Origin of the sequence: Thalassomonas sp. M1454 (genome assembly GCF_007097525.1) — a bacterium.
Lineage (GTDB): Bacteria > Pseudomonadota > Gammaproteobacteria > Enterobacterales > Alteromonadaceae > Thalassotalea_A.
This window is the reverse complement of the sequence record NZ_VKDD01000002.1, coordinates 496,227-508,715: the sequence shown is the minus strand read 5'-3', so window position 1 is coordinate 508,715 and position 12,489 is coordinate 496,227. Positions and strand designations below refer to the sequence as shown.

Annotated in this window: 10 protein-coding genes; 5 read left to right on the top strand and 5 right to left on the bottom strand. The window is 37.7% G+C overall.

The window, feature by feature from the left end; all coding sequences use genetic code 11:
• Positions 1–160: 160 nt before the first annotated feature.
• Positions 161–934 carry a formate dehydrogenase accessory sulfurtransferase FdhD gene (fdhD, locus tag FNN08_RS04160; protein ID WP_185962561.1) on the top strand — a complete coding sequence of 258 codons (774 nt, stop codon included), beginning with the start codon at positions 161–163 and terminating at the stop codon, positions 932–934.
• Positions 935–945: 11 nt separating this feature from the next.
• On the top strand, positions 946–3,273 hold the full coding sequence (locus FNN08_RS04155; RefSeq protein WP_143583489.1) for an FdhF/YdeP family oxidoreductase: 2,328 nt from the start codon (positions 946–948) through the stop codon (positions 3,271–3,273).
• A gap of 139 nt (positions 3,274–3,412) precedes the next feature.
• On the opposite strand, the gene pta is transcribed toward FNN08_RS04155, so the two are convergent.
• From pta to FNN08_RS04140, 3 genes are all read right to left on the bottom strand, one after another.
• Complete coding sequence (gene pta / locus FNN08_RS04150) at positions 3,413–5,524, bottom strand: phosphate acetyltransferase (RefSeq protein ID WP_143583488.1); 2,112 nt, start codon at positions 5,522–5,524, stop codon at positions 3,413–3,415.
• Position 5,525: 1 nt separating this feature from the next.
• A complete protein-coding gene (locus tag FNN08_RS04145) occupies positions 5,526–6,728 on the bottom strand; it encodes an acetate kinase (protein WP_143583487.1) in 1,203 nt (400 codons plus the stop codon).
• A gap of 170 nt (positions 6,729–6,898) precedes the next feature.
• On the bottom strand, positions 6,899–7,444 hold the full coding sequence (locus FNN08_RS04140; RefSeq protein ID WP_143583486.1) for a DUF6942 family protein: 546 nt from the start codon (positions 7,442–7,444) through the stop codon (positions 6,899–6,901).
• A 232-nt stretch (positions 7,445–7,676) separates the two neighbouring features.
• Between FNN08_RS04140 and FNN08_RS04135 the strand changes: the two genes are divergently transcribed.
• Both FNN08_RS04135 and FNN08_RS04130 read left to right on the top strand, forming a co-directional pair.
• Positions 7,677–8,105 (top strand): hypothetical protein, encoded by a 429-nt coding sequence (locus FNN08_RS04135; RefSeq protein WP_143583485.1) that lies wholly within the window; start codon positions 7,677–7,679, stop codon positions 8,103–8,105.
• Positions 8,106–8,316: 211 nt separating this feature from the next.
• Complete coding sequence (locus tag FNN08_RS04130; protein ID WP_185962560.1) at positions 8,317–8,829, top strand: YchJ family protein; 513 nt, start codon at positions 8,317–8,319, stop codon at positions 8,827–8,829.
• Between the two features lie 309 nt (positions 8,830–9,138).
• On the opposite strand, the gene FNN08_RS04125 is transcribed toward FNN08_RS04130, so the two are convergent.
• Entirely contained in the window at positions 9,139–10,431 is a 1,293-nt protein-coding gene (locus tag FNN08_RS04125) for an ATP-binding protein (RefSeq protein ID WP_143583483.1), read from the bottom strand.
• Between the two features lie 3 nt (positions 10,432–10,434).
• Positions 10,435–11,151, bottom strand: a complete 717-nt coding sequence (locus FNN08_RS04120) for a winged helix-turn-helix domain-containing protein (protein WP_143583482.1) — start codon at positions 11,149–11,151, stop codon at positions 10,435–10,437.
• A 519-nt stretch (positions 11,152–11,670) separates the two neighbouring features.
• Between FNN08_RS04120 and xthA the strand changes: the two genes are divergently transcribed.
• Positions 11,671–12,477, top strand: a complete 807-nt coding sequence (xthA, locus tag FNN08_RS04115) for an exodeoxyribonuclease III (RefSeq protein WP_143583481.1) — start codon at positions 11,671–11,673, stop codon at positions 12,475–12,477.
• The last annotated feature ends 12 nt before the right edge of the window (positions 12,478–12,489 follow it).

The window sequence follows — 12,489 nt, the reverse complement described above, 5'->3', positions numbered from 1 at the left end:
AATAATTATCCATATCATTAAAAAACTAGCTAACAATATAGTAAAAAGTCTATAAAAACAAGCATTGAGCTAACAACTTAGTTAAATTCTATCTACACTATATTTAACTGTTTATGGTATATTAGCCGCACGTGTCCTACTCTCTTAGCAGATACAACTTTTGACAAACAACGCCAACTCCACAGACTATTTGGTGCAAAACAACAAGCCAAGCTTTGCTAATAAATTAGTTGAAGAGTACGCAATAGCTATTACTATCAACTCAATTAAATATGCGGTAATGATGGCAAGTCCGTACGATCTTGAGCATTTTGTTATTGGCTTTTTACACAATGAACAAGTCATTAAGTACCGTTACGATATTCATGATATTAAAATTGAAACAGACGCCAACAACTGTACCGCATTAATTGATGTTACTGTGGCCAATCGTATTGCACAGCAACTTACTAGCCAAAAACGTAGTATAAAGAGTAACAGCAGTTGTGGCATCTGTGGCGTAGAAGCGGTTGCCCAGGCTTTACCTAAATTAGCTCCTTTAATTCCTACGCCAATAATTGAGCAACCAGTCCTTACACAAGCAGTAAAACAATTAAATAATTGGCAAGTGCAAGCGAAAGCTTCTGGCGCAATGCACGCAGCGGCTTTAATCACCCTTAATGGTGAAATTATCTATTGCTCTGAAGATATTGGCCGCCATAACGCGGTTGATAAAACCATTGGTTATTTAGTGAATAAAGAATTAACTGCAAATCAATATGCGCTACTCGTAACCAGTCGATGTAGCGTTGAGTTAGTGCACAAAGCCATCATTGCCAATATTTCGCACTTAATTTGTTTGGCCTCTCCAAGTCAGTTAGCGGTAAACATTGCTCAAACAAATCATTTAAACTTAGTTCATGTGCGTAAACATGACGCCCCTATTTATTATTAAGGCCTTTTGTTGTGGTAGATAAACAAAAACCAACGTTCAGTAACTTTAGTAAACCAGCTAAAGCAGGAGGCATTTCATCACTCACCTCTACGCTTAAACATATAATTAAAAGCGAACAACCTAAAACCAATCTTAAAAACTTATTAGTTGCGAATAAAGATAAAGGTTTTGATTGTCCGGGTTGTGCTTGGGGTGATAAGAAAGAAGGCTTTTTGCACTTTTGCGAAAACGGCGCTAAAGCGATTGCCTGGGAGTCAACATCTAAAAAAGTTGATGCCAAGTTTTTTACAGAGTACAGCGTTAGCCAATTACAAAAACAAAGTGATTATTGGCTTGAATACCAAGGTCGATTAACACAGCCTGTGCGTTATAACGCCAGCACCGATCATTACCAAGAGATATCGTGGGATGATGCCTATGCATGTATTGCTAGGCATTTAAATGCTTTAGAAAGTCCAAACCAAGCTGAATTTTATACATCAGGGCGAGCCAGTAACGAGGCGTCATTCTTATATCAATTATTCGGTCGCAGCTTTGGTACCAACAATTTTCCTGATTGTTCAAATATGTGCCATGAAGCTAGTGGCGTTGCGTTAAAGGAATCGATTGGTATTGGTAAAGGTACGGTTGTACTTGACGATTTTGACCAAGCCGATGCCATATTAGTGTTTGGGCAAAACCCAGGAACAAACCACCCACGCATGATGAATGCTTTGCGCAGTGCTGCTCGCAAAGGCTGTAAAATTGTTACCTTTAATAACTTAAAAGAAGTTGCTCTTGAGCGCTTTGCCAGTCCGCAAAACCCAATTGAATTACTAACCCCAAGTGCCACAGAAATAAGCCATGCTTATTATACTCCTTTGCTAGGTGGAGATATGGCCGTAGTAAGAGGCATGGTTAAATACATTATGGCTAAAGAGCAACATTGTATCGACAACGCCTTAACTCCAGTGCTTAATTTAGATTTTATTAATGAGCATTGTCATAACTTTGATGACTATGTAGCACAAGTTGAGCAAACCAGTTGGCAACAAATAGTAAACCAATCAGGCCTTAGCCAATTTGAAATTGAGCAAGCGGCAGAGGTGTTTTTAAGCTCAGATAAAGTGATATTAACTTGGGCAATGGGTATCACTCAACACAAGCATTCGGTTATTACTATTCAAGAGTTTGTTAACTTACAACTACTTAAAGGCAATATTGGCGTTAGTGGCGCTGGTCTTTGCCCTGTGCGAGGCCATTCAAATGTGCAAGGTAATCGCACCATGGGCATCAATGAAAAGCCGCCAGCAGAGTTTTTAGCGTCGCAAGCAAAACACCTTAACATTGAAATGCCATTAGAAAATGGCCATAACGTTTACCATGCGCTTAGTGCTTTGCTCGAAAAACAAAGTAAAGTGTTAATTTGTTTAGGTGGCAATATTGCTGCCGCAGCGCCAGATACTAAGCAAACTTATCAAGCATTAAAAAACACAAAATTAAATGTGCAAATATCAACAAAGCTTAATCGTAGTCACCTACAAATTGGTGAAGACGCCATTATTTTACCTTGCTTAGGTCGCACCGAGATTGACCGACAATTAAGCGGTGAGCAGTTTGTCACCGTTGAAGATACCTTCTCTATGGTACATGCCTCTCATGGCAAGGTTGAACCTGCTTCAGCCCTGCTCCGCTCTGAAACTAACATTGTCGCCAATATTGCCCATGCAACGTTAGGCTCAGAAAATATTGATTGGCTTGAATTAGCAAATGATTATCAAAAAATCAGAACGATGATCGAACATATAATTCCTGATTTTAAAGGTTTCTCTGAAAAACTTAAAAGCCCTGGTGGATTTTATTTAGGCAATAGCGCGGCTAACTATATTTGGAAAACCAATTCAAATAAGGCCCAGTTTACCGCATCAAAACTACCAAGTTCAGTTATTGATATCGATATGGCAAGCTTTGAGCAAGAAAAACAACAAAAGTTATTTACCCTGCAATCAATGCGCTCACACGATCAATTTAACACCACCATTTATGGTATGAACGACAGGTACAGAGGCGTTATTGGCGAGCGTAAAGTGGTATTTATTAACCCTGCTGATGCCAAACGATTAAAACTTAAAGAAGATGACTTAGTTGCAATCACTTCTATTTGGAAAGATGGCGAAACTCGCAGCGTAGATGATTTTAAGATCCGCTTTTACGATATACCAAGAGATAATTTAGCGGCTTATTATCCAGAAACAAATCCATTAGTACCATTAGATAGCTTTGGCGATAGATCATTTACCCCAACGTCAAAATCAATTGCGGTTTATTTAACTAAGCTTGAATCGAAAAGGATCATATAAGGAGTTCAGATATTAAGGAGATAAAAACCAATTGCTAGGTTTAAGCGGTTTGAGCTTCTTTATACTTTCTAACTCATCATAAAATTAACTCGAGGAATCACAATTAAGCGAGCCTCGAGTTGTATATAGCAAGATATTACTATTGCGTTGCTTGAATAGCAGTAAGCGCTATGGTGTAAATAATATCGTCAACCAAAGCCCCTCTAGATAAATCATTTACTGGTTTATTCAAACCTTGCAACATAGGACCAATACTCACTAGATCGGCAGAGCGCTGCACCGCTTTATACGTTGTATTACCCGTATTGAGATCTGGGAATACAAAGACCGTTGCTTTACCTGCAACCGGGCTGTTAGGCGCTTTCTTCTTAGCAACGTTTTCCATAATAGCCGCATCGTATTGCAACGGACCATCGATAATTAAATCTGGACGCTTTTCTTGTGCTAATTTAGTTGCTAAAGCAACTTTAGCAACTTCTTCACCCGAGCCCGATGTACCGGTTGAGTAGCTGATCATCGCAACTTTTGGCTCAATACCAAATGCTTTCGCAGAATCGGCAGACTGAATGGCAATATCGGCTAATTGCTCCGCATTTGGCTCAGGGTTAATTGCACAATCACCGTAGACTAATACTTGATCAGGTAATAGCATAAAGAATACCGATGATACTAATGAGTTACCCGGTGCGGTTTTAATTAACTGTAACGCTGGGCGTATGGTATTGGCGGTGGTATTAACTGCGCCAGAAACTAAGCCATCAACTTGGCCTAGTTTTAACATCATGGTGCCAAGCATCACGTTATCTTGTAATTGCTCGCGCGCGACAATATCAGTTAAACCTTTATGTTTTCTTAGCTCCATTAACGGGTTAACGTAGTTTTCAATAATATTTTCCGGCTCAGTGATCATCACATTACTTGGCAAGGTAATACCTTGTTGCTCGGCAATACGTAAGATTTCTTCTTTATTACCTAATAACTGACAACGGGCAATATTGCGCTCGGCACAAATCGCTGCAGCTTTAATGGTGCGTATGTCATTACCTTCTGGCAGTACTACCAACTTATTGGCAGCTTTGGCCAAGTCAGTAAGTTTATGTCTAAAGGCTGGCGGAGAAAGCAATTGACCGGTAACTTTAGTACCCAATAAGCGCTCAACCCAAGCTGAGTTAATGTTATCAGCTACGTGTTGTTTTATCCGGTCTTGGCGCTGTACGTCTTCTTCAGGCACTTCAGGGTTGTAATTCATCAAATGTCTTGATGTACGCCATGTATCCCACGGCACAGACAACACAGGTAAACCCGACTCAAACGCTTGCTGACAAAGCTCCATCACACTCTCATTTGGTACAAAGCCATTAGTAAGCAGTAAAGCACCTACTTTGGTACCGTTAAGTGCTGACAAACAAGTAGCAACGATAATATCGGTTCTATCACCTGGTGTAACAATTAAACGCCCTGGTACTAAATGGCTCATCAAGTTACCAACACTTCGAGCACAAAAACTAACACTACGAATACGGCGATGCTCCATATCACCTGAGTGTAATACTGTGGCATCAAGATAGTTTCTTATTTCGGCAACCCTAGGGGCAACTAAATCGATATCCCAGTTAATGGTACCAATTAAATCAAAGTGCGGTTTTTTAAAGATGTTTAAATCAAGCCAAGGTTGTAAGTCAAAGTCAGTATTAAACTCGGTATCTCTTGGCAATAAGCCGAACTCGTCTTTATCCGGTGAGTTCATCTTATTAATGATACAACCTTTTAAGCGTTTGTTTTTTAAACCGCCAAAGTTGCTTGCACTTACTTCAATTCGGTCTTCAAATTGCTCAGGTGAGTCTCTATCTGGGGTGGCAACAAATACAATATCTGCCGATAGCGCAGAGGCTACTTCTGCATTTATTTTTGCCGCATACGATTGCCTAGTAGTTTCTATTAAACCTTCAATAATGACCACTTCTTGGTCAAACTTTTGTAAGTTACCGACGATTTCTTCAAGTATCACGTCTAAGTCACCATCACCAACTTTTTGCTCTACGTAGCTAATTGGTAATGACGTTTCGTTAAATTGACTAAATTCGGCCGGAGAGTTTTGATCATTAGACATAACATTACGCGATGGCTGACTTATTGGCTTAAAGTGGCCAACGTTAATCCCTAACTGCTGTAGTTTGTGAAATAAACCAAAAGCAACCGAGGTAAGACCCACACCAAAGCCAACCGGTACTAACATAATACGTTTACTCATATTACTCTCCTTGTTCAATAAGTTGTTGTGTTTGCATAGCTATAACCAATTCTTCATTGGTTGGAATAACTAAACATGCCTGTGAGCCTTGCTCATGAATACTGCCAGCTTTACCAAAACGCACTGCGCTATTTTTATCAGCATCAATTTTAATATTGAGTAATGCTAAAGAGCGCCCTACACGCTCGCGGATCAAATCAGAATTTTCACCTATGCCGCCGGTAAACACTAACGCATCAAAATGACTAATAGCAGCCATATAAGAGGCTATGGTTTTAGCGATACGATAACAAAAGATATCCATGGTTAAATTAGCTTGCACGTTATTGTCATTAATAATTGCATCTTCAATGGTGCGGCAATCGTTACTCATTTGCGATATACCTAACAAACCACTTTGCTTATTCAGTAATGTATCAACTTCGTCGGCGCTATAACCTAGCTGGTTTATTAGATGGAAAATAATACTTGGGTCAATGTCACCACTGCGAGTCCCCATCACAACCCCTGCTAATGGAGTTAACCCCATACTTGTGTCGACACTTTCGCCATTATCTATGGCACAAATACTACAACCATTACCAAGGTGTGCGGTAATACCACTAAATTCAGCTAATGGCTTGTCTAACGCTTTAGCCGCTTGTGTAGCAACAAAATAGTGGCTCGTGCCATGGAAACCGTACTTGCGTATACCCTGCTCTTTGTATAGTTGATAAGGGATACCATAAATAAATGCTTTTTCAGGCATGCTTTGATGAAATGCGGTATCAAATACAGCAACTTGCTTAAGTTCAGGAAAGGCTTGCTCGGCAGCTTCAATACCAATTAAGTTAACCGGGTTATGCAATGGTGCAAGTTGCGCAAGGCTGGCAATGCTATTTTTAACATCACTATTTATTAATGTTGGCTGCGAATACGATTCACCACCATGTACAACGCGGTGGCCAATAGCCGAAACTTGTTTGGTTAAATCATGTTTATTTAAAAATTCGACCAAATATTGCAAGGCAATTTGATGGTCAAAAGGCGCACTTAAAGCAATTACAGACTTTTCATTATTAAACGATATTTTAATAAATGCTTCTGGGCTTGCTAAGCGCTCAGCAATACCAGAAATACTAACTTCGCCATTAGTTGGGTTTATTAAAGAAAATTTAAGAGATGAACTACCACAGTTAATTACTAACACAGTTTGTTGGGACATAGAGATACACTTTTCTTATTGAACTTGGTTATAAGTTTTTATTATTGAGCTTGGTATTAGACATAAATTATAGAAGGTAAATAAATTAAAATATTGTTTTATGACAATAAATTTACCTAATTTGAACAAAAAGAATATGTTCAGCTACATGTATATACGTAATGCTTATACTAATTTTTTGATAATGATTGAATAATGGTTACTAATTTTGAAATTTTAATATTAGAAAGCTGGCGATAATCAAAGTATGGGCAAACGATCAAGCGATGATATTTACTCACCGCAAAGTCTTCATTTAACCAGTGCAGCGCAATATCTGCTTGTTTACTCAATAATTGTTGAGCATAAGTTTTACCCATAATAATAGAAATAACGTTTTTATCTTGTTCTGGGCTTGTAGCTGAATTTTCATCAACGACAAAAGCAGTGGGCTCACTAAACATTAATGCTTCATTACAACCCTGTTGTAATAAATACTGATCGCGTAAATCTTGCCAGCGACTAAAACCTTTAGGTTTTAATTCAAACAGCAATTTAGCAAATACATTAAATATCTTGCGCCAATGATTGCCAGTTAACCGAGCAATATCTGCAACTTCTTCTTGGGCCATAGGTTTAACAATATCTAAGCTAAGGTATTGTTCAAGTGGCGGCCTATTTTGAATATAAACAATTATATTCGCATCAGTAGAGCCTAATCCTGCACCAGTTTTCATCTTTACTTTTCACCGATAAGTTAAATTAAATCACTATTTTTTTATTGCACAAACATTAACTTAAATACCTTATCCGTACTAGCTCCTAATAAATAAAAACCAATTTATATTAACGCGATAAAACATGGCAAAAACAACACTGTATAAAATAACAGTAAAAACTTGCATTACATTAAATTTACATGTACTGTTGTTTTATACAGTAGTCAAACATATTCACTGGAGAGTACAAATGAACAACTTATTTAACTTAAATAACAATAACTTAAACACAAACCAAGCCACTTCACACAGTGCTATTAATAACTGGTTAAGTGTAGAGAGTAATAATTCGAATACTTTTTTTGCTGATAAATTAGTAAAAGTTTGCCAATCAAAGCAGCAAGATAAGCGCTGGATTTTATGTGTTGATAGCGAAGAAAGTGACTTACTTGAACTGGCAAAAAATATTGATACCAGCAAATTACTTAGAGTAAATGGCCAGAATAAATCAATCTCTTTTGAGAATATCCAGCGTACATTATTAAAAGGTAATTGCTCTACCGTTGTACTTTGTGAGTCAAAATTTTCAGCACAACAATTACGCTCTTTAAGAATTTGTGCCAAACGAGGCAATACTCAATGCATCGTAGTAAATAAACAAAAACCACAATTACATTAATCAATATTTAACGACAAGCTTTAGGCAAAGATAAACGTTTAAATAAACAATGCATCTCCAGTGCTGTTCCACCTGTATTATTTAAACCTATACATTGAGTATGACTTATCTTTGCCATTTTCTTTTTACCTATTGCAACCTAGCCTTAAATTCCCCTATTGATCATCCCTTGTTATAATCTGCATTAATCAAAATTAGCGGTAAGTATTTCGTGAGCTCAAAACAAACAACTAAAACTAATAGTATCCAATCTTGTCCTTGTGGTTCAAAACAAGAGTTTAAAAATTGTTGCCAGCCATTTATAAATAAAACGGCTATCCCACAAACACCTGAGCAGTTAATGCGATCTCGATATAGTGCCTATGCAGTGAAAGACGCAGAATATATTTTGGCCACTTACGCACTTTCAAAACAAGTTGATAATGCTTTAAATGAGATCAAAGAATGGGCACAGCAAACTAAGTGGTTGGCGTTAAAAATATTAACTCCAAGCAGTAAAAAACTCGAGAAAAATGGCCAATATGATCACGTAGAATTTATCGCAGACTACCTAGTTGCTGATGAAGTTTGGCAAATGCATGAACGCTCTAGATTTATTCAAGAAGAAGGTCAATGGAGCTATTTAGATGGCGATATAATTAGTCATGAATGCATAAAAACGGTTACACGTAACTCGCCTTGCCCGTGCGGCAGTGCCCGTAAATACAAGCGTTGCTGCTTATAACGTGCGAATGAATTATTAACGTGCGAAAAATTTCGCACCAACCGTTTATCCGAATTTCCTCAACCGAAATTCGAACCTATCCACCGCAGGTCCGAATTTATTCGGACGTTATCTCCGACGGAACCCCCGTAATTTATTCGGACGTTATCTCCGAAGGAATTACCCGTTAATTTATAACTGGCGAATCAATTAGCACCAACTACAAATCTAAAACCGTCCATGGTGTTTCGGCATACCCCACGTCGTGTGGGGCAAAAAAAAAAGCTTACTAGAGAAACTCTAATAAGCTTTTTTAAACACTTAAATATATTAACCAGTGATGTGTTGTTTTGGCCAGGTTAAGGTGAATTTAGCACCACCTAAAACACTGTCTTCAACTTTTGCCGAACCGTTATGCCATTGCATTATTTTATTTACAATTGCCAGTCCTAAGCCAAAGCCGCCGGTATCTTTTCCTCGACTCTTATCGAAACGTGAAAAAGCGTCAAATATAATCTCTTTAAAATGATTATCAACACCGGGGCCATTATCTTCTACACAAATAGAACAATGATACTCATCAATAGACAACGACACTTTGATTTCATTATTGCCATATTTAATGGCATTGGTCATTAAGTTACTTAATGCTCTATTTAAAAAGTGACCATCAAAATCGGCGATAACTTCATTTGTGTCACACTCAAAGCTAATTTGAATGTCTTCACTTGAGAAATTCTCTACTTGATACTCAACCAATTTACGAACATCACCATGACTGTAAGTAATTTTTGGCTGATCACTTTCAAACGCTGCGTAAACTAATAACTCATTTACTAATGACTCTAACTCTTCAACATCTGTCGCTATTTTATCGATGTACTTATCACGAGTTTCATCATCTTTTGCCCCGCGCAATACTTGTAAAGCAAACTTACTGCGAGCTAATGGCGTTCTTAACTCGTGTGATACTGCGTTGGTTAATTCTTTATGTGCTTGTATTAGGCTATCGATGCGCCCTGACATCATATTAAAGGTATTTATCATCGGCTGAACTAAAGCAGATGTACCACCTTTAACGGTTGCTTTGAAATCCCCTTGACCAAAAGCTTTTGCCGTTTTATCAAGCTTGTCTAAATCTTTCGATATAGGCCAAACCCAAAAGAAAATAACAAAACCTAGTAGTACAAGTACAATGACTCGAATAAGCGCTTCTGTCCTTGGCCGAGTTGGCGACGGGACAGGACCAAGAACTAAAACCTGATCAACATTTTCCATCTGGTGAAATATAGTGATGTGGTTATCATCATAAAACACCGTAACATTGTCATGATTAACAAACTCTAAAGCAGGAACTAATGTTTTTGCTTCTTCGGTTGTAACCAAAATAATGGGTAAGTCAAAACGCTCTTTAGCAATAGCTATTCGATTTGGCCAGTTTTCAACTGGCTCATCAACTTGTAGCTTTTCGTCTAGGGCTTTAAGGACTGTTTTATAGCCTGTATAAGATTCAACGTCTTGTTCAACATGCATACTCCAAAATTCGTCTAACAACCAACTTAAAGTACCAAAACAACAAACAATTAAAAAATACAGGCTAAAAAAGGAGCGACCCAATTTCATTACTTATTCCCAAGCATCTGGTACGAATAAGTAACCTTGTCCCCATATTGTTTTAATTCTAAATGGTGTTTCGTTAGAATCGTGAAGTTTTTTACGTAAACGAGAGATACGTACGTCAACACTACGGTCCATACCGTCGTATTCACGACCTACTACTGCTTTGTAGATATAATCACGGTTTTGAACTTCACCAGCACGAGTTGCAAGTAACCATAAAAGGTCAAACTCTTGGCTTGTTAATTCAATGTTTTCGCCGCCTAAAATAACTTGGCGCGAGTTACGGTTGATTTGTAAGCTACCACAAGTGATTTCTGATTTCTCATTACCACCTTTAGGTAACTGGCCACGTCGTAATAGCGCGTTGATACGTGCTAATAAAACACGTGGTTCAACTGGCTTAGCTACGTAGTCATCTGCACCAATTTCTAAACCAAGTACTTGGTCAAAGTCAGTGCTTTTTGCTGTAAGCATTAAAATAGGGTTACTAAACGATGGGCGTAAGTCACGACATACGGTAAATCCATCTTTGCCTGGTAGCATTACATCTAATACGATTAGATCTGGAGAGAAGTTCTCTACAGTTTTAGCTACAGTGTCCCCTCTAAACTCTTGTTTAACATGAAAGCCTTCGCTAACAAGAAAATCCTTAATTAGATCTGAAAGCTGACGATCATCTTCAACTAAAAGAATTTTTTTAAGGTTTGGTTTATTGTCTGACATTAAGTATCGCTCCATCATCAATTAACATTTAACTTCACATTTATTGTTATATGTAAGTTACTGTAAGTTTAAGTAGAATTTAGTATGAAACGTTATGTTTCGTACATCTGCCTACAGTTATAACAAATTTATCTCACAGATAATAATGTTATTTTACATTAGGCTTAACACCAAATTTACAAAACTAAACCTTACAATACAACGAGTTACGAGCAAAAACAAACATAAAATTAACATTTTTCGATAACAAATCAACACCCCGGTTTACAATCTAATTACAAAACTAAGGAAAAATCTCTGATATCAGCAAAACATTGGTTAAATTTCACTCATGGTTACATTTTAGTTAATTGATTTATAAAAGGTTAATTAATTTTGAAAATAATTCAGATAAAATTTGTAATTTGCTCAAAAAACTAGCATTTACGCGGTTTTTAATAGCTAAATAAAAATTGAATTCAACCCCGTAGCCAAGTCTGCTAGCATATGCCTACTTTGATAAGATAATGATATTAAAAAATGAAAATAATCTCCTTTAACATTAACGGCCTACGTGCCCGCCTACACCAATTACAAGCGATAATAGACAAACACCAACCGGATATTATCGGCCTACAAGAAATTAAAGTTCATGATGAAGCATTCCCAGTAGCAGATGTAGAGGCTATGGGTTATCACGTTTATTACCATGGCCAAAAAGCACATTACGGTGTTGCTATGTTATGTAAGAAAGAGCCGGTTAACGTGCAAAAAGGTTTTCCAACCGACGATGATGAAGCGCAAAAACGTATGATCATGGTAACCACAACCAATGACAGCGGCGAAGAAATTACTGTTTTAAATGGTTACTTCCCACAAGGTGATAACATTAACCATGAAACTAAATACCCTTATAAGCGCCAGTTTTATAAAGATTTAATGACTTATTTAAATGAGCACCATCAGCCGAGCGAAAACATCGTAGTAATGGGCGATATTAATATTTCTCCTGTAGATTTAGATATAGGTATTGGTGAGCCTAATGCTAAACGCTGGTTAAAAACCGGTAAGTGTAGCTTCCAACCAGAAGAGCGTCAGTGGTTAAAAACGTTAATGGATTGGGGCTTTAAAGATACGTTTAGAGAGCTACACCCTACTCGCGGCGAACGTTACTCTTGGTTTGATTACCGTTCAAAAGGCTTCCCTGATAATCGTGGTCTGCGTATTGACGTTGTATTAGCAACGAATGAACTCAGTGATAAATGTATTGAATCGGACATTGATTACGAATTGCGCGGCATTGAAAAGCCATCTGACCATGCACCTATTTGGTCAACATTTAAATAAAGTAGAAAGACT

What these genes read in the sequence shown, in the direction of transcription:
- pta (WP_143583488.1), bottom strand. Translation starts at nt 5,524, where the DNA reads ATGAGTAAACGTATTATGTTAGTACCGGTTGGCTTTGGTGTGGGTCTT.
- FNN08_RS04145 (WP_143583487.1), bottom strand. Translation starts at nt 6,728, where the DNA reads ATGTCCCAACAAACTGTGTTAGTAATTAACTGTGGTAGTTCATCTCTT.
- FNN08_RS04140 (WP_143583486.1), bottom strand. Translation starts at nt 7,444, where the DNA reads ATGAAAACTGGTGCAGGATTAGGCTCTACTGATGCGAATATAATTGTT.
- FNN08_RS04125 (WP_143583483.1), bottom strand. Translation starts at nt 10,431, where the DNA reads ATGAAATTGGGTCGCTCCTTTTTTAGCCTGTATTTTTTAATTGTTTGT.
- xthA (WP_143583481.1), top strand. Translation starts at nt 11,671, where the DNA reads ATGAAAATAATCTCCTTTAACATTAACGGCCTACGTGCCCGCCTACAC.
- FNN08_RS04120 (WP_143583482.1), bottom strand. Translation starts at nt 11,151, where the DNA reads ATGTCAGACAATAAACCAAACCTTAAAAAAATTCTTTTAGTTGAAGAT.
- FNN08_RS04135 (WP_143583485.1), top strand. Translation starts at nt 7,677, where the DNA reads ATGAACAACTTATTTAACTTAAATAACAATAACTTAAACACAAACCAA.